Annotated in this window: 26 protein-coding genes and 2 pseudogenes; 10 read left to right on the top strand and 18 right to left on the bottom strand. The window is 54.4% G+C overall.

The features are described from left to right. From HV477_RS18630 to dagR, 5 genes are all read right to left on the bottom strand, one after another. Positions 1–861 carry a PTS system mannose/fructose/sorbose family transporter subunit IID gene (locus HV477_RS18630; RefSeq protein WP_001519740.1) on the bottom strand — a complete coding sequence of 287 codons (861 nt, stop codon included), beginning with the start codon at positions 859–861 and terminating at the stop codon, positions 1–3. After that, positions 858–1,607: a PTS sugar transporter subunit IIC gene (locus tag HV477_RS18635; RefSeq protein ID WP_000380259.1), complete on the bottom strand. Its 750-nt coding sequence runs from the start codon at positions 1,605–1,607 to the stop codon at positions 858–860. The genes HV477_RS18630 and HV477_RS18635 overlap by 4 nt, the downstream gene beginning before the upstream one ends. Before the next feature lie 145 nt (positions 1,608–1,752). Further along, on the bottom strand, positions 1,753–2,238 hold the full coding sequence (locus HV477_RS18640; RefSeq protein WP_001284295.1) for a PTS system mannose/fructose/N-acetylgalactosamine-transporter subunit IIB: 486 nt from the start codon (positions 2,236–2,238) through the stop codon (positions 1,753–1,755). 10 nt (positions 2,239–2,248) lie between these two features. Beyond that, positions 2,249–2,674 carry a PTS sugar transporter subunit IIA gene (locus tag HV477_RS18645; protein ID WP_000214106.1) on the bottom strand — a complete coding sequence of 142 codons (426 nt, stop codon included), beginning with the start codon at positions 2,672–2,674 and terminating at the stop codon, positions 2,249–2,251. Positions 2,675–2,892: 218 nt separating this feature from the next. Continuing rightward, positions 2,893–5,691: a transcriptional regulator DagR gene (gene dagR, locus HV477_RS18650; protein WP_001252672.1), complete on the bottom strand. Its 2,799-nt coding sequence runs from the start codon at positions 5,689–5,691 to the stop codon at positions 2,893–2,895. Positions 5,692–5,887: 196 nt separating this feature from the next. Between dagR and HV477_RS18655 the strand changes: the two genes are divergently transcribed. Together HV477_RS18655 and HV477_RS18660 are read left to right on the top strand one after the other, a co-directional pair. Further along, positions 5,888–6,181: a YicS family protein gene (locus HV477_RS18655; RefSeq protein ID WP_000824217.1), complete on the top strand. Its 294-nt coding sequence runs from the start codon at positions 5,888–5,890 to the stop codon at positions 6,179–6,181. A gap of 105 nt (positions 6,182–6,286) precedes the next feature. Beyond that, positions 6,287–7,669 (top strand): glycoside hydrolase family 1 protein, encoded by a 1,383-nt coding sequence (locus HV477_RS18660; protein WP_079899351.1) that lies wholly within the window; start codon positions 6,287–6,289, stop codon positions 7,667–7,669. A gap of 59 nt (positions 7,670–7,728) precedes the next feature. Here HV477_RS18660 and nepI read toward each other — a convergent pair whose 3' ends face one another. Beyond that, positions 7,729–8,922: a purine ribonucleoside efflux pump NepI gene (gene nepI, locus HV477_RS18665; protein WP_001004799.1), complete on the bottom strand. Its 1,194-nt coding sequence runs from the start codon at positions 8,920–8,922 to the stop codon at positions 7,729–7,731. A gap of 215 nt (positions 8,923–9,137) precedes the next feature. Between nepI and HV477_RS18670 the strand changes: the two genes are divergently transcribed. Continuing rightward, positions 9,138–9,497: a type II toxin-antitoxin system RelE/ParE family toxin gene (locus HV477_RS18670; RefSeq protein WP_001217953.1), complete on the top strand. Its 360-nt coding sequence runs from the start codon at positions 9,138–9,140 to the stop codon at positions 9,495–9,497. After that, the gene (locus HV477_RS18675) at positions 9,481–9,804 is read left to right on the top strand and encodes a DNA-binding transcriptional regulator (protein WP_001274843.1); all 324 of its coding nucleotides are present in this window, start codon (positions 9,481–9,483) and stop codon (positions 9,802–9,804) included. Before HV477_RS18670 ends, HV477_RS18675 begins: the two co-directional genes overlap by 17 nt. Positions 9,805–10,236: 432 nt before the next feature. Here the strand turns inward: HV477_RS18675 and HV477_RS18680 are convergent, their stop codons facing one another. From HV477_RS18680 to uhpA, 5 genes are all read right to left on the bottom strand, one after another. Next, positions 10,237–10,689, bottom strand: a complete 453-nt coding sequence (locus tag HV477_RS18680; RefSeq protein WP_001519640.1) for a DUF1198 domain-containing protein — start codon at positions 10,687–10,689, stop codon at positions 10,237–10,239. 192 nt (positions 10,690–10,881) lie between these two features. Next, on the bottom strand, positions 10,882–12,273 hold the full coding sequence (uhpT, locus tag HV477_RS18685; RefSeq protein WP_000879180.1) for a hexose-6-phosphate:phosphate antiporter: 1,392 nt from the start codon (positions 12,271–12,273) through the stop codon (positions 10,882–10,884). 142 nt (positions 12,274–12,415) lie between these two features. Continuing rightward, entirely contained in the window at positions 12,416–13,744 is a 1,329-nt protein-coding gene (locus HV477_RS18690; RefSeq protein ID WP_000948164.1) for an MFS transporter, read from the bottom strand. Between the two features lie 9 nt (positions 13,745–13,753). Next, positions 13,754–15,256, bottom strand: a complete 1,503-nt coding sequence (gene uhpB, locus HV477_RS18695) for a signal transduction histidine-protein kinase/phosphatase UhpB (protein WP_079899352.1) — start codon at positions 15,254–15,256, stop codon at positions 13,754–13,756. After that, positions 15,256–15,846 carry a transcriptional regulator UhpA gene (gene uhpA, locus HV477_RS18700; protein ID WP_000633672.1) on the bottom strand — a complete coding sequence of 197 codons (591 nt, stop codon included), beginning with the start codon at positions 15,844–15,846 and terminating at the stop codon, positions 15,256–15,258. The genes uhpB and uhpA overlap by 1 nt, the downstream gene beginning before the upstream one ends. Before the next feature lie 22 nt (positions 15,847–15,868). Between uhpA and HV477_RS29055 the strand changes: the two are divergent. Next, positions 15,869–16,054, top strand: a pseudogene (locus HV477_RS29055) (hypothetical protein); the annotation flags it as partial. On the opposite strand, the gene HV477_RS18705 reads toward HV477_RS29055, so the two are convergent. Genes HV477_RS18705 through rbsK form a run of 3 tightly spaced genes read right to left on the bottom strand, consistent with a single transcriptional unit; the run spans position 16,000 to position 19,292 of the window. Further along, on the bottom strand, positions 16,000–17,013 hold the full coding sequence (locus HV477_RS18705; RefSeq protein WP_001583442.1) for an aldose 1-epimerase family protein: 1,014 nt from the start codon (positions 17,011–17,013) through the stop codon (positions 16,000–16,002). The pseudogene HV477_RS29055 and the gene HV477_RS18705 sit on opposite strands and share 55 nt — an antisense overlap. An 11-nt stretch (positions 17,014–17,024) precedes the next feature. Further along, positions 17,025–18,341 carry an L-fucose:H+ symporter permease gene (fucP, locus tag HV477_RS18710; RefSeq protein ID WP_000998359.1) on the bottom strand — a complete coding sequence of 439 codons (1,317 nt, stop codon included), beginning with the start codon at positions 18,339–18,341 and terminating at the stop codon, positions 17,025–17,027. Between the two features lie 30 nt (positions 18,342–18,371). Beyond that, complete coding sequence (gene rbsK / locus HV477_RS18715) at positions 18,372–19,292, bottom strand: ribokinase (RefSeq protein WP_000350272.1); 921 nt, start codon at positions 19,290–19,292, stop codon at positions 18,372–18,374. Positions 19,293–19,616: 324 nt separating this feature from the next. Between rbsK and HV477_RS18720 the strand changes: the two genes are divergently transcribed. Further along, the gene (locus tag HV477_RS18720) at positions 19,617–20,402 is read left to right on the top strand and encodes a DeoR family transcriptional regulator (protein WP_000448638.1); all 786 of its coding nucleotides are present in this window, start codon (positions 19,617–19,619) and stop codon (positions 20,400–20,402) included. A 1-nt stretch (position 20,403) separates the two neighbouring features. Here the strand turns inward: HV477_RS18720 and ilvN are convergent, their stop codons facing one another. The 3 genes from ilvN to ivbL all read right to left on the bottom strand — a co-directional run bounded on the left by ilvN (position 20,404) and on the right by ivbL (position 22,591). Next, on the bottom strand, positions 20,404–20,694 hold the full coding sequence (ilvN, locus tag HV477_RS18725; protein WP_001171826.1) for an acetolactate synthase small subunit: 291 nt from the start codon (positions 20,692–20,694) through the stop codon (positions 20,404–20,406). Between the two features lie 3 nt (positions 20,695–20,697). Continuing rightward, a complete protein-coding gene (gene ilvB, locus HV477_RS18730) occupies positions 20,698–22,386 on the bottom strand; it encodes an acetolactate synthase large subunit (protein WP_000168439.1) in 1,689 nt (562 codons plus the stop codon). Positions 22,387–22,492: 106 nt separating this feature from the next. Next, a complete protein-coding gene (gene ivbL / locus HV477_RS18735; RefSeq protein WP_001541152.1) occupies positions 22,493–22,591 on the bottom strand; it encodes an ilvB operon leader peptide IvbL in 99 nt (32 codons plus the stop codon). A 522-nt stretch (positions 22,592–23,113) separates the two neighbouring features. Here ivbL and HV477_RS18740 point away from each other — a divergent pair. The 4 genes and pseudogenes from HV477_RS18740 to emrD all read left to right on the top strand — a co-directional run bounded on the left by HV477_RS18740 (position 23,114) and on the right by emrD (position 25,654). After that, positions 23,114–23,228, top strand: a pseudogene (locus HV477_RS18740) (hypothetical protein). Beyond that, complete coding sequence (tisB, locus tag HV477_RS18745; protein ID WP_000117642.1) at positions 23,225–23,314, top strand: type I toxin-antitoxin system toxin TisB; 90 nt, start codon at positions 23,225–23,227, stop codon at positions 23,312–23,314. Before HV477_RS18740 ends, tisB begins: the two are co-directional and overlap by 4 nt. A gap of 92 nt (positions 23,315–23,406) precedes the next feature. Then, positions 23,407–24,267 carry a DMT family transporter gene (locus tag HV477_RS18750; protein ID WP_001526328.1) on the top strand — a complete coding sequence of 287 codons (861 nt, stop codon included), beginning with the start codon at positions 23,407–23,409 and terminating at the stop codon, positions 24,265–24,267. Positions 24,268–24,469: 202 nt separating this feature from the next. Further along, positions 24,470–25,654, top strand: a complete 1,185-nt coding sequence (gene emrD, locus HV477_RS18755; RefSeq protein WP_023260126.1) for a multidrug efflux MFS transporter EmrD — start codon at positions 24,470–24,472, stop codon at positions 25,652–25,654. On the opposite strand, the gene HV477_RS18760 is transcribed toward emrD, so the two are convergent. Next, the gene (locus tag HV477_RS18760) at positions 25,581–26,666 is read right to left on the bottom strand and encodes a cellulase family glycosylhydrolase (RefSeq protein WP_000238922.1); all 1,086 of its coding nucleotides are present in this window, start codon (positions 26,664–26,666) and stop codon (positions 25,581–25,583) included. The genes emrD and HV477_RS18760 overlap by 74 nt on opposite strands. Positions 26,667–26,711 lie beyond the last annotated feature (45 nt).

Below are 26,711 nucleotides of genomic sequence, written 5' to 3' on the forward strand. Positions count from 1 at the left end.
TTACAGCACTCCCAACAACGAACAGATTATGCTCAGTGCGACAATCGACAGCAAAATGGTGGTGTAGCGCGGCCCTTTTTTTACCAGATAGAAGTAGATGGCGAATACCGCCGCCAGTGGTAGTAAGCCCGGCGCGATAGAGTCGAGGATCTGCTGAACCACCACTTCAGATCCTTTCAAGGCGCTAATTTTTAACGGCGTGGTGATTTTGACGTAGCTGGCGGAAAGCGCGCCCATCATGATCAAACCCAGCACGTTGGCCCCGTAGATCAGTTCTTTGATTCGCCCCCCTTGCAGCAGGCCGATAATCGAATCACGCCCCAGCGTATATCCCTTGTGGACCATACCGTAGCTGATCGCCAGGGTGATCGCCGGGTAGAGAATCAGCGGGATAATACCGCCCATCGCGCTGCCATTTGCCGCGAACGGAATAAAGATCGCTATCAACAGCGGCATCACCGCCGCCCAGATAATCGAGTCGCCCATCCCGGCAAGCGGCCCCATCAGGCCAGTTTTAATGCCGGTGATAGACGAGTCGTTAATCGGCTCGCCGCGCGTTTTTTGTTCTTCCATGGCAATAGAGATGCCCTGAATCACCGCGCCGAAGGTCTGCTCGGAGTTAAAAAAGTTAAGGTGGCGTTTTAGCGCTTCTACCTGCTCCTCTTTTTGTGGGTAGAGTTTTTTGATGATCGGCGTCATCGAGGCGCAGAAAATCAGGCTTTGTAAGCGCTCATAGGAGCTGGAAACCTCGGCGCCCAGCCAGTAGATAAACCAGGCTTTGGTGATATCTGCTTTGGTCAGCGCCCCGCTTTCCCGCGCACGCTCAACCAGTTCATGTTGCATTACGTCACTGCTCATCATGCTGCTCCTTCATTTTTCGCCAGGCCTTTAATCAGGAAGGCGACACAGGTGCCGAAGATGGCCATCGCCATGATGTCAACCTTGAGGTACAACACCGCGAAGAACCCGCCGATAAACCACGGCAACAGGCTCTTTTTACCGATCACCATAATGGTGATGGCAAAGCCCAGCGCCGGCAGAATGCCGCCCATGATTTCAAAGGAGTGGGTTAACCAGTGCGGCATCAGTTTAAGGAAACTTTCCACCACATCCTGGCCAAAGTAGTTAGCGGCAAAGACCACCGGGAAGCGCAGCACCAGCCCCAGCAATGCCGGGTAAAGAAAGGCGCAACGCATGATGCCCGCCATGTTTGCCGTTTCCGCGTGTTTATCCGCCATATGCACCCAGGCAGCATTCAGCGTGCGCCTAAGCTGATCGAGAAACACGCCAATCACGCCAAACGGGATTGCCAGCGCGATCGCCAGGTTTGGGTCCATACCGGCCTTCACCGCGATAGGAATGGAGATACAGGCCGCCAGCGCCGGGTCCGACGGCACGTTGCCGCCCGGCGTTGAGGTCACGCCCAAATAAACGAGCTGCATCCCTGCGCCGATGATCATCGCAGTCTGCATATTGCCAAGCAAAAGCCCGACAAATACCGCGATCACCACCGGTTGTAACAGCATCGCGGAGAAGGTGTAGCCGAGGCGTAAACGGGCAAACCAGTAATACAACCCCATCAGGCTTGCAAAGAGTAAGGTATCCATAGTGTTATCCTATACACTTCATCCTTCAGGCTGCCTCTTTGTTGGCTGCCTTCGCTCACCCCAGTCACTTACTTTAGTAAGCTCCAGGGGATTCACTCAGTTGCCGCCTCGATGCATCCAGAATGATTTTGTGTCTATTAAAGGGTTAGAATTTTTTCAGGATATCGTCGAGCGGCTGCGGCTTATCTTCCGGAATGGTCTGGAAAAATACCTGAACGCCACGGTTTTTCAGGTCGTTAAGAATGCCGACGTCTTTTTCATCCAGCGTAATATTCTGAAAAACCGCCTTGCGGTTTGGCCCGCCGCCGAGACCGCCAACCTGAATGCGGGTGACGTCAAAGCCCAGTTGTATGGCGTCCTGCACCGCCGCCAGTGAGGGAAAAAGCACCAGCACGTTACCGTCGCCAAGCTGATTTTCTTTCCATGCGGCGGCAAAACTCTGGTTGCCGAAGCAATCCACTTTGATATTTGGCGGCGCGGCCATCAGGTAGATATTTTTCATAAACGGATCGGCATCCAGTTCATCACTCACAACGGCTATCCGGTTCGCCTGAGATTGTCCGACCCACTTCGTGACAACCTGCCCATGAATGAGACGGCTGTCGATGCGGCATAAAACGATATTGGCCATGATGTTTTCCTTAGAGTGATTGTTGTAGCTGACGTACATGGGCGACCACATCCAGGCAGCTACTGCGCCCGGCCTCAACTAACTCATCCACGCAGGCGGTTAGCATCCCTTGTTCGCGCCTGTCCAGCGCCTCCAGCAGTAGCGACGCATTCAGTCCGGCGATCACCGCCACCGGATAATCGGCGCTTAGCCGCGCCGCGACGTTGGACGTCGTGCCGCCGACAAAATCCGTCAGGATCAGCGAGCCTTCCGGCAGCGTTTTCACCACGGCCTCGACGCGTTGATAAAACTCGCCCAGCGTATCGACAGGCATTAGCGCGATTTCCGTCACGCCTTTAATTTCGCCCGTGACCATACGCAGGCTGTTGCAAAGCGGCTGTCCCCAGCCGCCATGCGTCAGCAGCAGGATGTGGGGCAACGGTTGTGTGGTAGTCAAAATGGCCTCCTGGCACAATTACATGAGAACACCGGCATATATTGCCCGGTGGCACTGCGCTTACCGGGCCTACAGGACGCTCCCGTTAGGCCGGATAAGGCGTTTACGCCGCTATCCGGCATAACGCATCATCAGAAGAGCAAAGGTTGTGCCAGAATTTGTGTCACGCGAGGAAGAAGATAGGCCTGGCGAGGCCCGAAGCCCCGCCAGTAAAAGGATTAGCTATAGAGCAGTTCGTAGATATAAAAATATTCCGCATCCGATAAACGGATGGCGTAGGCGTCTTCGATCGGCAGAAAAGCGGATTTGATGACACTAAACGCGCGCGCGTCCAGATTCGGCTGACTTTCCAGCGCCATCTGTAACGGTTTACGGTTAATCACAATACGCTCTACCATACAGCAGCAGTGGATCAGGAAGCGCAGTGTCACCTGGCGGCTTGGTTTCAGGGAAAGCGAAGACGTCAGATGGTTAAAAACGCCCTCCATCTCTTTCAGAATACGCTGCGGGTTAAGCACGGAAATATGGTTGATGATGCTCTCCATCGTTAGCGCGCTGATAAAGCGCATGGCGCTGCGCTCCATCTCCAGACGGCGTTCAGCATTGGACAGATCGGGCGTTAACAGGCTCAACACCAGTTCCGGCCCTTGTTCGGAGAAAAGCTCTTCCAGCGAAATAAACGGAATATCCGGCAGCCCCGGCTGGAAAGTGCCGACAATCCCCGCCAGCCGCTCGCTGGCATTCAATGCCTGCTGAACGCGCTCCAGACTACGTACCTCGTTATAATCAAGGATCACCATCCTGGTGTCCTGCGACATCAGCTCGCCAAAGCTCTCCTCCAGCACCTTTTTGATTTTTTCCGCCGTTCCCATGCCGGTAATACAGGAGATGACCAGCACTTTGCCGCCGTTCTCCTGCTGCGGCGTACAAAGCTGGCAGGGGATATTTTTACTCTGCAGGAGCGCCGTCAACTGTGGTAAGTCGCTGGTTTCATAGCTTAAATCCAGCCCGACTTCCAGTAGACTGGTCAGCGTGATATTCGGCATGAGCAAAACATCTATCTGGAATAACTTACTGATGGTGCTGCCGAAATGGATTAATGAACCGATGTCCACCAACAGGATAAGCCGCCGATATTGTCGGGTTTGAATCATTTGGGTCAGCGTTTCCAGCGTGTCATGCACCGACTGTTCAAACGGCATGTCGATGGCGCTGAACAGCTCGCGCTCCAGCACGCGGTTGACATATTGCGCCTGACTGGTGGCGGTGGTCGCGCCGTGAGCGATCAAAATGACCCCGCAGTCGGGGCTGGCATCGATGCGCTGACGATAATGGCGGCACTCTTTCAGGAACAGGCATAGCCAGACCACTTCCGTCGCCGGACACTGAATATGCAGCAGTTCGTTGATTTTCCGACACAGCAGCGTGGCGTTGTCATATTCGTCTTTGCAGCGATCCAGGATCAAACTGGAAGAGTAAAGCTGCGGGATCAGGCCGCGCTGCACGTAGCCTATCAGCGCCAGGAAGTGTTTACGCAGTGGGTTAACCAGATTTTCCGGCAGCGAAAAGCCCAACACCTGCTCTACGCAGCCAATCAGCAGCGTCACGCGCTCTTCAATCTGGTCGCCATAGCGCGGCGGATGCGCCACGCTGTCGCGGCTATAGAGACCGTATTCAAAAATCGAGCTGAGTTTATTTTTCAGGATCGCCAGCGTCTCCGCCGGGGGGACGTTACTGTTGCGCAAATTAACATATTCGCGCGTCAGGAAGCTGTAAAAGAGGTCGCTCTCTTCAATTTCCGCCCCGGTCGCCAGCGACGTCTTCAATGCGGGCAGCGTGCGCGCGTCTATATTTAGCCGCGCTTTACCGTCAAACAGAGTATCCACCAATAGACGCTGTTCCGGCGTCGGGTTAACCGACATCTCCGCCAGCCGCTTATCCAGCTGTAGCGTGTCGTTATGCTCGGTCATTCCCGATGCCCACGCCTGAGCGCAGAGAAACTGAATATCGCTTTTAAGCTGACCGATATTGCCTTCCAGGGGTTTATTCAGCAACCAGAGTAACAACGGTTTATCAATGCTGACCGTGCGTTCTATTTTGCGGCTTTCCCGCTGTAAGAACCCCACGATCAGTTCGATCTGTTCTTCAACGGAGCGCTGGCGAATGCCCGGCAAATCAATGCATACCTGAATACGCCGCTGGAAAGTACGTAACAGCGCCGACCCGACCGGCTCGGTAGTGGCGCAAATCAGGCGTACCGAAATTGATCGCGGCTGGCTGCTCACGCCAAGCGGACGGTACTCGCCTTTATCCAGAATAGAGAACAGCTTTTCCTGCCCTTCATAAGACAGACGGTGCACCTCGTCCAGCAGCAGATAACCACCGTCCGCCTGCTCCACGAGGCCTGTTTTATGTTCATTCGCGCCGGTAAACGCCCCCTGCCGATGACCAAACAGATGCGAGGAGAGCAGTTCCGGGTTATGGGCGTATTCCGCGCAGTTAAAGTAGACCAGCGGCGGGATAGCGCCGCTCGCCTGTTCACAGGCGAAACGGTGCATCAGTTCCGCAAAAAAGGTTTTACCGACGCCGGACGGCCCGGTAAGCAGAACGTGTAAACCGTGCGGATAGAGCACCGCCGCACGGCCTTTTTCTACCGCATCGCGCAGGCTGCGATCGTAACCAATCAGGCTGGTAAACGGATCGTCGGGCGCGTAATGCTCTTCATGCGGCAGCACATCCGCCACCGACCGCACCTCGCGTTCAGACTCTTCCAGCTGACGTCCCAGCAACGTTTCCAGCGCCTGGCGATGCAGAAAATAGACCGGGCGGCCACGGCTTTTGATTGCCAGGCCGTCATTCCATAACTGATTGAGATCTTTGCTGACGGAGTTACGCGCCAGCCCAAGATTGAAACCTATCGCCTCCGCCGTAAACGCCGTCTCCTGCGCCAAATCGGCAAGGCATAGGCCGCGCGTCAGCCGTTCCAGCTCTCCCAGTACGATCTCAATACGTCTCATTACACTACCGCTTACGAAATAAAAGAGTAGTCAGAACATACACTATTCTGCCATGCAAGAAAGTGAAGGCGCAGCGAGAAACCGCCTTCCCACTTTTGCCTGACTTCAACGCCAACGGATAGCACGCCCCGATGAGTGAACGTCGCACGGTCTACACTTACTCTTGAAAAAGTGCAAACCGATAAGGATACCGTTTATGAAACGAAAAACGCTTCTGCTTATTGCCACACTTGTCGCGCTACCGGGCGTCACGTATGCCGACTCTCCGTTTAGCTCACTCCAGTCGGCGCATGAAAAAAATACGATTTTAAAGGATTTGCGCAAAATGTGTACGCCCAAAGGCGCGCTAACGGATGAAGCCTGGGAGAAAAAAATCATGGCGAGCGAGGGGAACCAGCAGCATATTCGGGAGGCGATGATCGCGATAGAGCGCAACAATCAGCATAACTACTGGCAGGCTCTCGGTAAGGTGGAATGCCCCGAGATGTAGCACACCTTTTCCGTTTTTTGGTCGCGAAAATGCGGACTGTAACCGGTTTCTGTTCACCAGAAGCGCGTATTCTGGAGCGAATTTACGCGATCAAGGAGTACGACAATGCGATACCGTTTTCCCGATAACTTCTGGTGGGGCAGCGCCTGCTCAGCGTTGCAAACCGAAGGGGATAGTCTGAATGGCGGTAAAAGCCAGACCACGTGGGATGTGTGGTTCGAGCGCCAGCCTGATCGTTTTCACCAGGGCGTCGGTCCAGCGGAAACCTCAACGTTCTATCGCCACTGGAAGCAAGACATCGCGCTACTGAAACAGTTAAAACATAACAGTTTTCGCACCTCGCTAAGCTGGGCGCGGCTCATTCCAGACGGCGTAGGCGAGGTGAATCCACAAGCGGTGAGCTTCTACAATCACGTCATCGACGAGCTACTGGCGCAGGGCATCACGCCGTTTATTACGCTGTTCCATTTTGATATGCCGATGGTCATGCAGGAGAAAGGCGGCTGGGAAAATCGCGACGTCGTAGAGGCGTTTGGTCGGTACGCGCAAACGTGTTTTACCTTATTTGGCGACCGCGTGAAGCACTGGTTTACCTTTAACGAGCCGATTGTGCCGGTGGAGGGCGGCTATTTGTACGACTTCCACTATCCCAATGTGGTGGATTTTAAACGTGCGGCCACCGTGGCGTACCATACCGTGCTGGCGCACTCGACCGCCGTGCGCGCCTGGCGCGCCGGGCGCTACGACGGTGAAATCGGCGTAGTGCTGAATCTGACGCCGTCCTACCCACGCTCGCAGCATCCCGCCGATGTGCAAGCCGCGCATCATGCGGATCTGTTATTCAACCGCAGTTTTCTTGACCCGGTATTAAAGGGAGAATACCCGGCGGACTTGGTGGCGCTGCTGAAAACCTATGACCAGCTGCCTGCCTGTCAGCCAGGCGACCGTCAGCTTATTGCCGACGGCAAAATCGATTTACTGGGGATTAACTATTATCAGCCGCGCCGCGTGAAATGCCGTGATACGGCGGTGAATCCGCAAGCGCCGTTTATGCCGGAATGGTTATTTGACTATTACGACATGCCGGGGCGCAAGATGAACCCTTACCGCGGCTGGGAAATTTACGCGCCAGGAATTTACGACATCATCACCAACCTGCGGGATCATTACGGCAATCCGCGCTGTTTTATCTCCGAAAACGGGATGGGCGTTGAGAACGAGCAGCGTTTTATGCAAGCGGGACAGATTCACGATGATTACCGGATTGACTTTATCTCTGAGCATCTTAAATGGCTGCATAAAGGCATTAGCGAGGGCTGTCACTGTCTTGGCTACCACATGTGGACCTTTATCGATAACTGGTCATGGCTGAACGGCTATAAAAATCGCTATGGTTTTGTACAACTGGATTTAACCACCCAAACGCGCACGGTGAAAAAAAGCGGAGAATGGTTTGCCGCCACCGCAGAGCATAACGGTTTTGATTAAGCATTTATTATTGCCGGATGACGACTAACGTCGTATCCGGCCTACAAATGGCAGCAATATCAACTCATTGGCGTAATACGGACTTTCGCCGCCACGACTAACGCCGTCAACAGCATCAGGCCGCCGGAAAGCGCCAGCGGCGAAAGCAGCCCGAAATTGTCGAGCGCATAACCGCCCACCGCCGCGCCACAGGTATTTGCCAGTTGAATCACCGCGACCTGGATGGAACCGGCTTTTTCCGCCTGATCGGCAAGGGAACGAGTGATCCACGTTGACCATCCCACCGGCACCAGCGCAAACGCCAGCCCCCAGACAATCGCTATTGCCGCCGCCACGGTTTTGTCGCTTCCCCACACAATGAGCGTCAGCGCGCTCAGCGCCAGTAGCAGCGGCGCACCGGCCAGCGCCAGTTTTACCGAACGTTTCAGTACGTAGGAGGAGAAAGAAGTGCCAACGAAGCTGGCAATACCAAAACTGAGCAACACCAGCGTCAGGCCATCAACGTCAAAGCCCGCCAGATTCATATAGACCGGACGAATATAGGTAAAGAAAGCGAACTGCCCGGCAAAAGACATAAAGATGGCGATCATCCCGGCCATCACGCCAGGGCGTTGCAACAGGCTAAACATATTCTGTTTCTGGTGAGAAGGTTCGCCCGGCAGCGACGGCAGTGATTTCACCACCCAGATGACGCACAGTACGCCCATCACCGCAGCGGCGTTAAAGACATTACGCCAGCCAATAATACCGCCCAAAAAACTGCCCAGCGGCGCGGCGATCACTAACGCGATGGAAACCGCGCCAAAAATCACCGACAGCGCTTTCGGCACGGTACGCGCGGGAACCAGTCGCATGGTCAGCGACGCCGACATCGCCCAGAATCCGCCCAGCGCCAACCCAAGACAGGCGCGGCCCAGCAACAGCAGCGTAAAGCTGTTGGCAAAGGAGACCATCAGACAAGAAGCCGTCAGCAAAACGGCGAACAGAATAACGATATAACGCCTGTCGGTCGCCTGAATAATCTGGGTAATGAACAGGCTGGAAAACATCGCGACAAACGCCGTAACGGTGACCGACTGACCGGCGACGCCCTCGGAGATCCCCAGATCCTGCGCCATCGGCGTCAACAGACTAACGGGCAAAAACTCAACGGTAATCAGGCAGGCGACACAAAACGCCACGGCAAAAACGGCTGACCAGTTAGGCCTGGCAACCCCATCAGCGCGGAATTTTTCTGCGATATTTTCATTCATTGTGGTTACCTGCGTCGTTTTAGTGCGGAAAATCCACGCAGTGTAACATTACAAAATGTGATCTGATTAACATTTTAGCAACTGACATTGTTGCGCTGCATTTTGCGAGGCTGGTCGAGCGTTGAGAATTATCTTCTCTCGCTGCGTGTAAAACCAAAAGGTAAGACATAGTGTATCACCTGGTGCTATACTTTAGATTACAGGATGTCAACCTGATGCGAATCTTCAAAACCAGGTGGTTTAACAGAGAAGCGAAGTCCCACACGATAAAAGATGACGAGTTAAGCGAGGCCATCAACGCCGTACTGCAAGGAAAAGCAGATAATCTCGGCGGCGGGGTTTATAAAAAACGTCTCAATCAAAATCGCGATCGCGCAATCGTGTTGGCAAAGGGAGGCGAACATTGGTTTTACACCTTCCTGTATGCCAAACAGGATATGGCCAACATTAGCTATCGCGAACTTGCGGGTTTCCGTGAGTTAGCAAAACACTATGCTTGCCTGACCGAAGATCAGATAACGGCACTCATTAATAACAAAGAACTGGTAGAGGTGCGCCATGTCAGCAAAAACTAAATTCAAAAGCCCTGCCTTTGAAGCGATTCATAGCGCGGCATCTGGATTATTTAGCGTGGATGCCATTCCCCAAGAGACAATGCGCAGTTTTGACACGGCCTGCTTAAGCAGCATCAAAGACCTGCAGCCACTTGAAATAAAAGCGTTACGAGAAAAACTCAACGTTAGCCAGCCGGTTTTCGCTCGGTACCTGAATACCAGCGTATCAACGGTTCAAAAGTGGGAAAGCGGCGCCAAGCGTCCCAGCGGGATGTCACTGAAACTACTTAATGTTGTCCAAAAACACGGGCTAAAGGTGCTGGTATGAGGGTTTTACCGATGGTCTGTTAAGACTAAGTCGGATGTCTGGGGGTGGGCAAATTCAGTGTGCCACTACAATGTTTTCATGGTGCGCGCCTAAACATTTAGAGTTGTCTATAGACAATCATGTACAACTTCGAGTTTATGATAAGAAATTTTGAGACAGGAGGTATGGCAAGGAGTCACAGTTTTAGTGTTCAAAACAAGATCACATTTCCGTGATATATGTCACGGAAATGATGAGCTATAAGTCTCTGATGTTTTGGCGTCGTTAGCGGTTATTCGGTGCGTTACTTCTGTGGTTCACCCTTAGCAGATACGATGGCGGCTACGCTTTATTTAGTTAACGATGAATCGCGCCACCCGGCCGTTAATCGTGGCTCGCCGCCCTTGCCAGCCTCATTCATCTCGTCTTTTGTTAACGAGATAGTGAAGAGTATCAATGCAGCCAGTGGACACCCTCTTCCGGCTGAAAAAAGGCGTTATAGCGCAGTTGAAACGCGTTGATTTCCTGCATATCGGGTTCCATTTCGCGCAAAAAGCCCAGCGCCAGCCGTACCTGTGTGTCGGTGATCGGCGCGGCTAAACGCGCTTTTTGCAGCAAGCGATGCCACCGCTGCAAATTCTGATCGCCGCCATCGACAATCACCATTTGCCAGATCAGTAACACCTGAGCGGCATTTTGCAAATGCGACTCATCAGGGCGATGCAGATACTGTAAAAATTCACCGCCCGCCGTTTTACCCATCTGATCAATCATCGATTCTATCGGCACTACATCAATATTCAGACGTTCGCTCAGGCGGCGAATCGCCCGGCGGGTATCCGATGTCAGCACCCGAAAACCCACAATAAATACCACCACAAACGTGGCCAGAATCAACCAAATCATGCGCACATCCGTCACCAAACAGGATGCCCATCATAACGGTAAATTTATAACTGTCGACGTTCTGGCCTGTCAGGATGTGATTTATTAACGCCTGTCTTCATTTACGCCAGACGCCGGATATCCTGTCTGACGAACGCAAGGCATAAAAAAGCCCGGCGTTAAGCCGGGCAAAACGTTACCAAATGCACACATTTAAGCGATATTGACTTGCTGAATTTTTTTCTCACGGCGGATTTTGCGCTCTTCCATCACGGCGACCATCGCCATCAGGCAGATACAGCCGATCGCGGCGGCGTCCAGCGCGGCGAAGGTGCCCGCCCAGCCGGTCAGACCAAAAATAGGTGTGCCGTCGGCAATCATGCCCAGACCCAGCTTGGCAAAGCTATCGCCGATAAGATAAGCGAAGGTTCCCTTGATACCGTCCGCAGCGCCGATGGCTTTTTTCGGTACGAAACCGACTGCCGCCACGCCAATTAATAGCTGCGGCCCAAACACCAGGAAACCGAGCGCGAACAGCGAGGCCAGATAGACATACTGGTTGCTGGCGTGCTGGTAGACGCCGAGGGTGGCGATGATTAACGCCAGCGCCACACAGGCTACCAGCGCACGACGACCGTTCGCCAGATCAGAGAGCCAGCCCCACAGCAACGTGCCGACCAGCGCGCCCACTTCAAACAAGGTAAAGCCCTGAATCGCCACTTCTTTGGAGAGCTTCAGTTCCTGGAAGGCGTAGACGGTTGACCACTGGTCGATACCAATACGCACCACATACAGGAAGATATTGGAGAAGCACAGCAGCCAGATCACTTTGTTTTTCAATACATATTCAACAAAGATCTGCCACTTGGTCATTTCGTTTTCTTCAGTCTCTTTGTCCTCTTCGCTGATCTCTTCGCCGAACAGTTCTTCAGCTTTACCCAGACCGTAAGATTCCGGGGAGTCGCTGCCAAAACGCAGACCGATAAAGCCAACAATCAGCGCGATAATCGACGGGAAGATAAACATGCCGATGACGTGACCGTCGAACAGGTAGTTGGCGCCGAACAGCGCCACGCCTGCCGCGCCCGCGCCGCCGAGGTTGTGGGAGATATTCCAGAAGCCGAGAAAGGTGCCGCGTTTACGACGCGGAGTCCATTTGGTGATGGTCGAGTAGCTGCACGATCCGCCGGTACTCTGGAAGAAACCGCTCAGGGCATAGAAAGCGATCATCAGAAACAGACTGGTTGACCCCGCGCCCATGCTGGCGCTGAAGCCGAGCATACAGATAGCGGAGAGGATCAACATAAACGGTAGAAACTGCTTGGTATTTTTACCGTCAGCGTAGTAGGAAACCAGCGTTTTCCCCACGCCGTAGGTGATCGAAAAGCCCAGGCCAATCATCCCCAGCTCGGTCATGCTCAACCCGTAGGTAGAGATCATGTCGTTCTGCGCGATGTTAAAGTTTTTGCGGATCAGGTACATGGTCAGGTAGCCGATAAAAACCACCAGATAGGACTGCATGAACGGCTTGAACCACATTTTACGCCGCACATCGAGCGGCAGATCCAGGGTCGGCTTGCGCACCTGGTTTAAGAAGGCCAGCATGGATTACTCCTGAGCTAATTTTTATACCTGCGAATGGCAGGCATTGTAAAAATCCACAGGAAAAGTGGCCTGCGACAGCGTCCAGGCAAAACCGGGAAAATTTCTTAGTTTTGCCCCATTCAGCGCAAAAAAGTGAGGTGCATCACGCTTCGCTGGTCTCGCGCGGGGCCTGAGCGTTCAGAAATGGCAGCAGCAATAGCGCAGAGATCCCCGCCGCGATGGCGATGACCGCAAAAAAACCGGTCCAGTGCCAGATCTCCAGCACTTTCGCTAACGGCCAGCCGGAAAGCGACGCGCCGAGATAGGCGAACAGGCCGACAAAGCCGGTGGCCGCGCCCGCCGCCTCTTTATGCGAGCACTCCGCCGCCGCCATGCCAATGAGCATCTGCGGGCCGAAGACAAAGAAACCGGTGGTGAAAAAACAGGCCGCCTGCATGACGTAGCTGGCGAACGGCATCAGCCACAGCGACCCCACAGAGAGCAAAATCCCGGCGGCGAAGATTAAATTCATCGGTCCGCGGTTACCGTTGAAGAGTTTGTCCGAGCCCCAGCCCGCCACCAGCGCGCCGATAAATCCCCCCAGCTCAAACATCGATACTGCCGTATTGGCCGTGACCAAATCCACGCCCAGCGTTTCGGACATATACAGGTTGCCCCAGTCGTTGATCGCCGCGCGCACCACGTACACTAAGACATAACACAGCGAAAGCAGCCAGATATAGGGATTCAACAGCACATATTTAGCGAGGATTTCTTTGCGACTTAGCCCCGCGCCCTCTTGCTGTTGGGCGACCTCCAGCGCATCGTGCCGCCAGTCGCCTACCGGCGGTAAACCAATCGCCTGCGGACGGTCGCGCAGCCGCCAGCAGAGGACCATGCCCACCCCGATGGCAAGCAATCCGGCCACCATCATCCCGACGCGCCAGCCATAATGCAGGGCGACAGCGGCCATGACGAGAGGGATCAGCGCCCCGCCGACATTGTGCGCGGTGTTCCATAACGCCCACCAGCCGCCGCGCTCGGTACGCGAGTACCAGGCAGTCAGCAAACGGGCGCAAACCGGCGATCCAAACCCCTGGAAAAAGGCGTTCAACGCCCATAGCAGAGCAAAGGCCCACAGCGAGGTCGAGAAGCCGAACAGAATATTCACTACGCCGGTCGCAATCAGCCCGATGCCCATAAAATAGCGAGCGTTAGAGCGATCGCTAACGATGCCGGAGACAAATTTCGACACCCCGTAGGTGATGTAAAACAGCGTCGCCAGCAGGCCGATATCGCTGCGGGACAGAATGCCGCTGGCAAGGATTTCCGGCGCGGCGGCGTTAAAGCTTTTACGGGTGAAATAGAACAGCGCGTAACCCAACCAAATGGTGATCAGGATGTGCCGCCGCCAGTAGCGATAGCGGGCGTCAACCTCATGCTTATCGGTGATGAGCGGCGCGTTAGCTGGGGCTTTTAAAAACGAAAGCATTATCCTTCCTTAAACGTAACGCTGGGGCAACGAGACGCTCACCCGCGTACCGTGGGTACAAGAGATGGTTAGCGTCCCGCCGAGCGCCGACACGCGTTCGCGCATTCCGGTCAGGCCGAAGCCCTGCTGGTGAGAGCCCGGCGGCAGGCCGCTGCCGTCATCCTCAATCACCAGCATCAGCCGCTCATCCCGCTGCCAGCCCTGGAGCGTCACCGCGCTGGCATTGGCATGTTTTACGATGTTATTCAGCCCTTCCTGACAGACGCGAAACAGCGTCACGCGCTGACTTTCACTCAGCGCCGTTTCGTCAATTCGCCAGTCGAAGTGACTGACAATACCGCGGCTTTCCAGCTCCATTTCGCGCAGCAGCGAACGGATGGCCTGCGCCAGCGTTAAGTCGTCTAACTGGCGCGGGCGCAAGCGCCCCAGCAGGCGACGCACGGCGTCATACACGCCCAGCGAAAGCTGCTCGATAAGTTGCCCGCTCTGCTTCACGCCGCCGTTATCCGCCGCCAGTCGTTGCACAATGCCCGCCTGGGTTCGAATCGCGGTGATGGTCTGTCCGATGTCATCGTGCAGCTCACGCGCAACATCGCGCCGCACGCTCTCTTCGGTCTCCAGAAGACGCTCCGCCAGCCGATGGTTGCGCGCCAGCTCCTTTTGCAACGACTGGTTCAGCTCGCGCAGACGCTGAATGCCCGCGCCAAGCAGTAGCCCGGTCAGGCTTTGCGCCAACAGCGAAAGTAATAAATCGACGGGATGATCGTGCCAGGTCTGGCTGGCGATCAGCGCGATAGCGTTCATCAGTGTGGCAATGAGCGCGCCCTGCCAGCCATAATGCCAGGCGAGCGCGATAATCGGCAACGCCAGGCAGAACGGCGTGAAGCGCGAAAGTTCAGCAGGTAACCCCAGTTGCAGCCACAGACTGACGATAAACAGCAGCAGATACCAGATCAGATGCCGCCCGCGCCAGTTTACCGGCTGCGATACCAGCGATGGTCCCAGCGGCAGCCAGGTAGTGCTGGTGAGATAGTGCCAGAAAACCAGGCAGATGGGGGCCAGCGTCAGACCACCCGTGAGGGTCAGCAGTAGCGCGTTCCATGCCGCTTCCCCCTGCCCCAGCCAGGGCAGGGATTGCAGTAGCGCCGCGGCGGTGAGGGCCGCGCCCTGAAGCAATAACGTGCGCCAGTCGCGCTGATGGCGGTAACGTGAGGTTAGCGCCACGGGCAGTAGCGTCAACACACTACCGATCATCAAAAGCGGCAGATGGGCCAGCGCAACTTCCTGCGCTAACCAGTACACCAGCAGCCACTCCGCGCCCAGCAATACTGGCCAGTATCCACGCGGGCATTGCAGCATAAGTCCCAGGCGCAGGCCGAAGGGAAAGAGTAGCGCCGCCAGCTCCGGGCGCTCTACCAGATGCAGGCTGATACTCCACAGGCAGAACCACGCGGCGGAGAAAATAAAAAAGCAGGCAACAACGGTGATTAAACGGGAAAAAAAGGTGTTCATTACCAACCGTCAAACATGCGATGCGCCAGTTCAACGTCATTGCTGACGCCTAATTTTTCCAGCAGATTCGCGCGATGGACATGCACCGTTTTTGGCGACAGCCCCAGTTCGGCGGCAATCTCTTTTACCGCCATACCCTGGGCGAGTTTTTCCGCCACCTGACGCTCGCGTTTGGTCAGCGGATCTTGCCGACCCGCCGCCAGTTTCACGGCAATATCGGGGGTCAAATAGCAGCCGCCCGTCGCCACCGTATGCACCGCGGCGATCAGCTCATCCGGACTACAGCGTTTAGAGAGGAAACCGCGCGCGCCGGCATTCAACGCCTGTTCCACCAGCGCCGGGCTATCGTGAACCGAGAGCATGATCGTCGCCATCCCTTTTGGCAGTTGGCTTAGCAGCTCCAGTCCGGAAATATCCGGCATCGAGATATCGCAGATACACACCTGTACGCCGCGCCCCGGTAAGCCTGCCAACGCTTCGCGCCCGGAACCAAACTCAGCGACCACCTGCAAATCAGGTTCCAGCCCCAGTAGCTGTGCAAAGCCGGAGCGGACGATAAGGTGGTCGTCGATAAGGGCAACGGTAATCATGGGTTCATCCTGGCGCTAAGACATGCCTGATGGCGCTGCGCTTATCAGGCCTACGGGCAGGTGCCGTTGTAGGCCGGATAAGGCATTAATGCCGCCATCCGGCAAAAGCACTTACCTTAACGATAAGTGCCTGGGTGTTCAAGCCTTGAGCGGTCAGACAATGCCTGTCGTGACGGTGAACGTCCGGGTTTGCTGCGGTTCCAGTTGAAGCAAGGTTCCATTTCGCTGCGCCGCGAGAAAACCTTCAGGCCGACAGGTCGCGGGCAGGGCAAAGGCGGCAACCTGCTGATCGCCGTTATAAAGAATCCAGCGGGTCACGTAATTCAGCTCCGCGCTGGCGAAACGTGTCACGAACGTGGTGCCATCCGGGGCGATCATACTGAATTCCGGGGTATCCGTGTACCTGTCCAGTTCATCGGCGAAGAACACGATTTCCGGGTCGTAAAAGCCAGGCTCGTTGAGCGTTGCCAGCGAGGCTTCACCCTGCAAAAGTCGTTGATTAAACGCCAGCCACTGCGCCGTGGGTTTGACATGCGCCGGCACCGACTCGCGTAGCTTCAGCGCGGTATCCGGGATATTCTGGCGGAACGTGGCGTTCGGCACATAGGCATAGTTCATGTGGCACATGTACTGTAGCGGCATGGCGACTGAAGCCAGGTTAGTCACGGTCATCTGAATATCAAACAGCGCGCTTGATTTACGCATTACCACCGCAGGTTGCGCCTGATAATGATGACCGAACCCCATCACATACTCGTAGCGCCCGGTCACGCGCAGACTGTCGCCCTCTAACTCCAGCCAGGCGTCGTCCATAGCAGCGCAGGGCATCTCGCCGTGCAGAGGATGTGTATCTTCCGGCGACGGGCAGCCATTCGCCAATAGTCCGGAATGGAAAGCAAAGCAACCATACGTTGCCACCACTTCCGCAGCCGGCTTCGGCTGGCGGAACATGTTGAGCATAGTCAGATCATGACCGTCAAACTGCGCGTCCCAAATCATCTGCCCCATCCAGGGCAGAATCACCAGATGACCGCGGCTGTTTTGTATTTTCAGTCCTTCCACGCCGCTGGCGTAACGAAACGCCGTAACCGTAAAATCATCATTTTCCAGCAAGATACGCGGCTGCTCGCTAAAAAGCTCCCGCCATAATGTAATACGTGTTGTCATAGTTGATCTCCTCAGGACGCGGCGACTTCAGCCAGGTTGCCGCGTACTTTGCTTTCGCGCCAGAAGTAAACGCCAACGTAAACAAAGCACAGCATGGAAACCAGGAATGAGAGCTGTAGCGAGTGGAACATGTCCGCCACGTAGCCCTGAATCGCGGGAACCACCGCCGCGCCGACAATCGCCATCACGATGACCGCCCCCGCCATTTCGGTATGCTCGTTATCGACGGTATCGAGCGTTCCGGCATAAATGGTCGCCCAGCAGGGGCCAAACAGAACACTGACCAGCACCGCCACGTATACCGCGCTAAAGCTGGGCGCCAGCGCCACATAGGCCAGGAACAGCGCGCCGATCACAGAGTAAAGGATCAGGACTTTTTCCGGGTTAAAGCGTGTCATCAGAATATTGGCGATAAACTTGCCGATAAAAAAGCAGGCGAAGCTGTAGACCATAAAGGTTGAGGCATCGCGCTCATTGATATCGCCTAACTCCAGCGCCAGACGGATAGTGAACGACCAGACCGCCACCTGCATTCCCACATACAGGAACTGCGCCACAATACCGCGACGGAAACGGGCGTTGCTGGCGAGATAGCGTAACGTATCCAGCGCCGAGGGGCGTTTATGACTCGCGGTTTGCGCGACTTTACAGGTCGGAAAACGCGTCAGCAGGAACAGTACCATCACCACTACCAGGACCATAATCATGTACTTATAGGGTTCCAGAGTGTTTTCCAGCATCAGCACCTTGAAGTTGTGGACTTGCTCGGCATTCATGCCCGCCATCTGTTTTTCCAGGCTTTCCCCTTCGGAAAAGACCAGATATTTACCCAATAAAATGCCTGCCGCCGCGCCGATCGGATAAAAGGTCTGGCTGATATTCAGCCGCAGCGTGGCGTAGGCTTTCGGCCCGATCATCGAACTGTAGGTATTCGCCGCCGTTTCCAGGAAACTCAGGCCAATCGCAATGGCGAAAATCGCCGCGAGGAACATGGTGTAGGTCGCCATATGCGACGCCGGGAAAAAGAGCGTACAGCCGACAATGTATAGCGTCAGGCCGATAAGTATCGCCACTTTATAACTGGTTTTTTTAATGACCAGCGAGGCCGGAATAGCAATTAAAAAATAACCGCCATAAAAGGCGCTTTGTACTAATGCCGAAGCAAAGTTGCTCAGCGAAAATACACTTTTAAATTGCGTAATCAGAATATCATTTAACGCGGCTGCGCATCCCCATAATGGGAATAAACAGGATAACAAAATAAACTGGAACAGAGGTGTCTTATTCAGATACCCGTCGGGCATCTGAACGATGTTTTTATCGTTCATAGTGCTACCTTTAACAGTGCAGGGTGATTGTTATTCGTTCAACGAAAGATACTCATTAAATTGCTCAATGCTTGGATAAGAGGATTGGGTGCCTTTCCCGGTGACGCTGAAAGCGGCAAAGAGGACGGCTTTTTTCATGGCGGCTTCCACATCCCCGCTCTGGACGTAGTAATGCGCGAAACAGCCGATAAAGGCATCGCCCGCGCCGCTGGTATCAACAGCGTTCACTCTAAACGCCGGAACATGGACTTCCTGGTCACGCGTCATCCACAGCGCGCCTTTCTCGCCCATGGTGACAATAATATTGTTCAGCCCTTTATCTACCAGCGAACGTGCCGCTGCGCGAATATGGTCATAGGTATCCACTGGCATACCGGTTAATATTTCCAGCTCGGTTTCATTGGGTACAAAGAAATCGCATTTACAGGCATAAGACATATCTAATTCCCGTAATGCTGGCGCAGGGTTTAATAACACTTCAATCCCGTGTTTCTTGCCAAATTCTATTGCGTGATAAACCGTTTCAAGCTGAACTTCCAGTTGCAGAACAATAAGCTGGCATTTTTTTAAATCTTCCGCCGCGCGATCGATATCTTCCGGCGAGAGAAACTTGTTAGCGCCTTTGATGATCAGAATGCTGTTGCTGGAGTTGGCGTTGACGAAAATCGGCGCTACGCCGCTGCTGGTACACGGTACTTTTTCTACATACGTCGTATTGATCCCCCAGGATTCGAGATTACGAATGGTGTTGTCGGCAAAAATATCGTCGCCCACTTTGGTCAACATCAATACTTTTGAATTGAGCTTAGCGGCCGCCACGGCCTGGTTCGCCCCTTTTCCGCCGCAGCCGATTTTAAACGCCGGCGCTTCCAGAGTTTCCCCTTCTTTGGGCATCTGGTTGGTGTAGGTGATAAGGTCCACCATGTTAGAGCCAATAACCGCGATATCCATTTTACTCCCTCTCAGAAATCGTCACACGACAATGATATTAAAATAACATTATCATGTTACTTCCGTATCATTTGTGACTATGATCGCGATTAGAGGATCATTTTGCCATTTACTGCGTGAACAATCCCTGGCGGAACATACGCGCATTAAATCATTTTTAGGGTTACAATTTACTGAAAATTAACTATTTATTGTTATAAAACGCGAATAAACCCACTTTTATTTCCTGACAGCCAGACGTATAGTAGTGCCACACTGTAATGTTCTCAGAAACACATAAATGTTACTGATGGAACATAACAACATGATTTGCGGAGAGGGTGAATGGAGACCAAGCAAAAAGAACGTATCCGACGCTTGATGGAGTTACTGAAAAAGACCGATCGAATCCATCTGAAAGACGCCGCGCGGATGCTGGAAGTTTCGGTGATGACCATTCGCCGCGATCTCAGCCAGGATGATGACCCTTTACCGCTGACGCTGCTCGGCGGCTATATCGTCATGGTAAATAAGCCTGCGTCTTCAACCAATATGCCGCTGCCGGCGAAAAAGACGCATCATCGGGACGACCTTCCCGTTGCGATCCTGGCCGCCGGACTGGTGCGTGAAAACGATCTGGTTTTTTTTGATAACGGTCCGGAAATGCCATTAGTTATCAGCATGATACCGGATGATATTACCTTTACCGGGATTTGCTACTCGCATCGGGTATTTATCGCGCTGAATGAAAAGCCTAATGCCACGGCGATTCTGTGCGGCGGCACCTATCGGGCCAAGAGCGATGCCTTTTATGATGCCAATAATCCTTCGGCGCTGGATTCGCTCAATCCGCGCAAAGTGTTTATTTCCGCCAGCGGCGTACATGAACATTTTGGCGTGAGCTGGTTTAACCCGGATGATCTTGCCGCCAAACGTAAAGCGATGGAGCGCGGTCTGCGCAAAATTTTGCTGGCGCGTCACGCCCTGTTTGATGAGGTCGCGCCTGCCAGCATTGGTCCGCTTTCTGCCTTTGATGTCCTGATTAGCGATCGCCCATTACCGACAGATTATGCCGTTCACTGTCGGAATGGTTCCGTCAAAGTCATCACGCCTGATTCGGAAAGTGAATAACTTACTCAAAAAAGACGGCAATTTTATTGAACATGGTGGGATCGGACTGGTTTCGTACCACCTTCGCCACGTCTTCCAGTTTATCGATCTGACTTATCATCTGTTCAAGCCGCTGATCGTCATTGACCAGAAGCCAGATGCGGCTCTGATCGCTACCCTGAATCGGTAAACAGAGAATACCCTCAACGTTGAAAGCGCGTCGGGCGAACAGCCCGCAGACGTGGGTCATCACGCCAGGATGGTTGCGAACGGTCAGCTCCAGAATAACGTTATCATGTGATTGTTTCTGCATGGCTTATTCCCCCACCATCTCTGTATTTGCCGCACCCGGCGGCACCATCGGATACACTTTTTCTTCTGCATCAATGCGCACGTGGATCAACGCCGGTCCAGGACGACGAATGATAGCCTGCAACGCCGCCTGTGGATCGGCTTCGTTATTCAAATCACAGGTGTCCAGACCAAACCCGGCGGCAATCTGCATAAAGTTGATGCTTCCCGGATAGGTCGCCGCAAAAACGCCCTGTTTATAGAACAGACTCTGTTGCTGATGTACCAGTCCCAGCGCGTCGTTATTCATCAGGATGATTTTCACATCCAACTGGTTTTCACTGGCGGTAGCCATCTCCTGAATATTCATCATCAAACTACCGTCGCCGGAAAAACACAGCACCTTGTTGCCCGGATTCGCCAGCGCCGCGCCAATCGCCGCGGGCAGACCAAACCCCATGGTGCCCAGCCCGCCGGAAGTCAGCCACTGACGCGGACGGTTGAGCGGATAAGCCTGCGCGGTCCACATCTGATGCTGACCTACGTCAGTGGTAATAATCGCGTTGTCGTCCACACAGGCGGCGACCGCGTTAATCAGCCCATAGTGACTAAGCGGGTTATTTTCCTGGGGAATACTGCAAGGGAATTCTTGCTGCAAGTCCGCCACCAACTGATGCCATGCTTCCCGCGGCTGTGCCTCGATATGGGGAATTAACTGTGCCAGTACATCATCGACATCCGCCTGAATAGCCACATGCGGCTGCTTAATTTTGCCTAACTCGGCGCGATCGATATCCACATGGATGATTTTGGCGTTCGGACAAAACTGCTCCGTTTTGCCAATCGCCCGGTCATCAAAACGCGCGCCCAGAACAATCAGTAAATCGGCCTCTTGCAGAATAAAATTGGTACTGCGCGCGCCGTGCATCCCCAGCATTCCTAACGACAGCGGATGCGCCTTAGGCAGCATTCCCAGCGCCATTAAGGTCATTGTCGTCGGCAGTTGCGCTTTTTCCGCCAGTTCGCGCACGCGTGTCGGCGCATTGATCACGCCGCCGCCCAGATACAGCACCGGACGCTTCGCCGCGTTAATCATTGCGGCGGCCTCGCGGATACTCTCTGCGCTAAACTCCGGCGGGGGTGATTTTTCCGCCGGCGACGGCAACGCATCCAGCTCAATGGTCGCCGTCTGCACATCTTTAGGAACGTCTATCCACACCGGGCCAGGACGTCCCGACTGCGCCAGACGAAAAGCATCGCTCATCACCTGAGGCAGCTCGTTGATATTTCTGACCAGATAGTTGTGCTTGGTGATGGGGATAGAGATACCGTAGGTATCCACTTCCTGAAACGCGTCAGTACCGATCATGGACGCCGGAACCTGCCCGGTAATGCAGATTAACGGAATGGAATCCAGGCGTGCATCGGCAATGGCCGTGACCAGATTGGTCGCGCCTGGCCCGCTACAGGCCATACAAACAGCAGGTTTACCCTCCGTCCGCGCCATCCCCTGCGCAATAAACCCCGCGCCTTGTTCATGGCGCGCCAGAATATGACGGATTTGCGTGCTTTGGCTTAACGCGTCGTAAACGGGGAGGATCGAACCGCCGGGAATGCCGGTGACGATACGAATCCCCTGGCGCTCCAGAAAATGAACAATAAATTCCGCGCCCGTAAAGCGCTGAGGTGTAGATGTTGTGCCCGAACTTGCCATGCTCCATTCCTTTTATTCTGAGCCGACGTTCCGGGAAGGTGTCTTAAACAAAAAACCCCGCCCGGTTTGCGCCGGCGGGGTTTTGGAATCGTGTGTGTTCCGGACCCTACGGCGCATTGCCGACGACCACCACCACACGCACGACGACCACTGCGCGAGATGGCGCAGTTGTTAGTAGGGTCGCGTTCAGCATGGAAGGGTTCATTAGGGGCCTTGTCTATTTGTTATTAACACGTTTTATACAAGCACAGCGCTTTCAGCATGACAACGGAAAAATTTTCATCTGCACAAAAATGCGTCATCGATCACATTTTTCTACGAATTTACGCACCTGGGGTATAGGCGTGATAAGCGTAGCGCCCTCCGGTAATCGCCGGGATTGATGATTACGCGTTTCACAATGCCGGAAAACAAAAAACCTCGCCGAAGCGAGGTTCTTACAGCGTAATGCGGGTGGTAGCCGCGAAGCACACTGTGTTATGTCAACAGCAGAAGTATACGCGTTCTGTGCAGAACGCGCAATTTCGGCGCGAATTTTGATGAATTTGAGTATGGATCAGAAGCTCCGTTCTGTCTATAAATTACTGTTCATTTATACAGTACTTAACTATAATGTCTTTGACACAATGTGTTATGCGGGGGCCGCATCGTAAACCGGCGCAACGAAGTCCTGGCTGAAACGGGTGGTGCCGTCAGCGCCTTAACCCCCTCGTGAGCACACTGTGTTATGTCAACACGCACACTATTCCTCGCAAAAGGGATCGCGTGCGCAACAGCTGGCAACAGGCAGCGGAAAGGTACGTCGGCTGGCAGTGCTCCTTAACCACAGGAGACGCGTATGAGCGTAGTGGATATCACCATTCTTATCCTGAAACTCATTGTTGCAGCACTGCAACTGCTTGATGCTGTTCTGAAATACCTTAAGTAATTCAGATTCAAGCCGCACCGAAGGGGAGCGGGCAACCGCTCCCCTTTCACCTTATCCGCTGGTCTTTCGCTTCCCGGGTATGTTACGTTTTTATGACACCCTCAACGACGCCTGACGCTATGACCCTTTCCGTTTTCTGCATTTTGCTGTTCGCCGCGCTGCTACATGCCAGCTGGAACGCCATTGTCAAAGCGGGAAACGATAAGCTCTACGCCGCGATCGGCGTCAGCGGTTCCGCGGCGGTCATGGCATTGATCCTTTTGCCCTTCTCGCCGCAGCCAGCTCACGCCAGTATCCCTTTTTTAGCGGCCTCTACCGCGCTCCAGGTGGTGTATACCGTCCTGGTGGCGAAAACCTATCAGGTCTCGGACATGAGCCAGACCTATCCTCTTATGCGCGGCACCGCGCCGCTGCTGGTGGCGCTCATTAGCGTTCTGTTTCTTGGCGACAGTCTGTCGTCGCTAGCCTGGGTCGGCATCGCAGTGATCTGCATGGCGATACTTGGGATGGCCTGTAATGGCCGCGCCAGCTCTCAACGTGGTGTCGTGCTGGCATTAACTAACGCCTGTTTTATTGCCGGATATACGCTGGTGGACGGGACCGGCGTAAGACTCTCAGAAACGGCGCTGGGCTATACGCTATGGTCATTTTTTCTCAACGGCGCCTGCCTGTTAACCTGGGCGATGATTGCGCGGCGGCGGGAAGCGTCGCGTTATCTGGCGCAACAGTGGAAAAAAGGCATTTTTGGCGGGATTGGCACTATGGGATCTTATGGGCTGGCGCTATGGGCCATGACCCAGGCGCCGCTGGCGGTGGTCGCCGCGCTGCGTGAGACGTCGATTTTATTCGGCGCGCTGATAGCCTGGCTGTTGCTTAAAGAGAAAGTGGCCGGGCTACGTCTGGTGGCGGCGGGCGGGATTGCCCTCGGGGCGATTTTACTCCGTCTGTCATGATCGCCCAATAACAGCTGCAGACGTAACACATTCTCGGCAACATTTGTTGCCGCTTTTGTTTACATATCCTGCCGTTCCTTCGTCTGCCATTGCTGGTTGCTGTCTGGCCTTCTTTTTCTGGTGTGATAGATTCCTCTCGCATTTATGGGAATGCGCAGCAAGTTATTCTTATTTTTTCTTTTTTTGAAAAGTAATCAGCGAAATGAAAAGGCAGAGAAACGTCAATTTGTTGTTGATGTTGGTGTTACTGGTGGCCGTAGGGCAGATGGCGCAAACCATTTATATTCCCGCCATCGCCGATATGGCACAAGCGCTAAACGTCCGGGAAGGCGCCGTCCAGAGCGTAATGGCTGCTTACCTCCTGACCTACGGCGTCTCGCAACTGTTTTACGGCCCGCTTTCCGACCGGGTTGGGCGCCGCCCCGTAATCCTCGTCGGCATGTCTATTTTTATGGTAGCGACCCTGTTCGCCATGACCACGCATAGTTTGACGGTGTTGATTGCCGCCAGCGCCATGCAAGGGATGGGAACCGGCGTTGGCGGAGTAATGGCGAGAACGCTCCCGCGCGATCTGTATGAAGGAACGCAACTTCGTCACGCCAATAGCCTGTTAAATATGGGGATTCTGGTCAGCCCGCTGTTAGCGCCGCTGATTGGCGGTCTGCTGGACACCCTGTGGAACTGGCGCGCGTGTTACGCTTTCCTGCTGGTGCTTTGCGCTGGCGTCACCTTCAGCATGGCGCGCTGGATGCCGGAAACCCGCCCCGCCGCCGCGCCGCGTACGCGGCTGATCGCCAGCTATAAAACGCTGTTTGGCAACGGCGCATTTAACTGTTACCTGCTGATGCTAATCGGCGGGCTGGCTGGCATTGCGGTCTTTGAAGCCTGTTCCGGCGTGCTGATGGGAGCAGTATTAGGTCTCAGCAGTATGGTGGTAAGCATTCTGTTTATTCTGCCGATTCCGGCGGCGTTCTTCGGCGCCTGGTTTGCCGGACGCCCGAATAAACGCTTCTCAGCCCTGATGTGGCAGTCAGTTATTTGCTGTCTGCTGGCAGGCCTTATGATGTGGATTCCCGGCTGGTTTGGCGTGATGAACGTCTGGACACTACTCATCCCCGCTGCGCTGTTTTTCTTCGGCGCCGGGATGTTATTTCCACTGGCCACCAGCGGCGCGATGGAGCCGTTTCCGTTCCTCGCAGGCACCGCTGGCGCGCTGGTCGGCGGGCTGCAAAATATTGGTTCCGGCGTACTGGCGTGGCTTTCGGCAATGCTGCCGCAAACCGGTCAGGGCAGTCTGGGATTGCTGATGACCCTTATGGGATTGCTGATCCTGGCGTGCTGGCTGCCGCTGGCGTCACGGATATCGCATCAGGGACAGACGGTTTAACATTCCCCTCGCCCGGCTTTTTGCCGGGCGTTTCACATTCCGGCGCGATCATCGCATTGAGCAGGGACTCCTGCGCCGGACGCCACGCTCCTTCTTCGCCGTCATAAAACTGAGTGTCCGCGTTTATCGCATACGGAATATGCGCTTTTTTCAGCTCGCAGGCCATAAAACGGGCAAACGCGAACTGTGAAGCGACCGGCGTGATTTTTATCGACTCTCCCGGCGCCCATCCTCCCACCCAGCTTGCATGGCCGGTCTTATGCTGCCAGCGAACCGCAGCGTTAATCCGTGCCCGAATCGCCGCTTTTTCCGCCGCCGTGCCTGACGTCCACGGATATTTACCGCCGCTTTTCAGGGGTCCCCACGGGAAGATGTGCCACTCCGCCAGTACATAGTTCTGGCTTTGCGCCGGCAGTTTAAGCGCCGACAAATCCTCCGGCGCGGCGCGCATGCGGGGGGCAACGAAAATCATCCGCTGTGGGTCAATGGCGTGAATCAGGCGGATGGTTTTGTCATATACGCGATTCAGCGACGCCATATTATGATTAAGTTTGTCGGCAGGCTCATAAATGAGATCGAACCCCAGAAGCGGGGATGTCTGACCAAAATAGCGCGCGACCACGCTCCACCAGTTGATCAGCTCCTTTTCATGGCTGGCGCTGGGATCGGTTTTATACGCATCCGCCTGATAGGCAATAATGGGTATGACGCCATAGTATTCGCAGGCCTCTACCAGCTTACGCAAATGGATGAGGCGCGCTTCCGTCGGCGCGCCTGCCACACGAATACGGACATGCGTTAACCCTTTTGCCTTAAAATCCCGCACGACCAGCGGATCAAACTCGCGGATACCCCGTTCCGTTCGCGCCCAGTCAACATCCATCCCAACGCCAAGCTGCTGCGCATAGCGCGCCGCCGTCAAAGGCATCGGTTTCGCATAGACGACCGCGCTGGTCAGCATGAGAGAGGCAATAAGCGGTTTAAACACGACGCCCCCTAAAATTTTTACCACGGTGATAGCACGTATTTAGCATATTCACTCCCGGCAGGTGTAGCG

Origin of the sequence: Salmonella sp. SG203, from assembly GCF_013350575.1 — a bacterium.
In the GTDB taxonomy this organism is placed as follows: domain Bacteria; phylum Pseudomonadota; class Gammaproteobacteria; order Enterobacterales; family Enterobacteriaceae; genus Salmonella; species Salmonella enterica.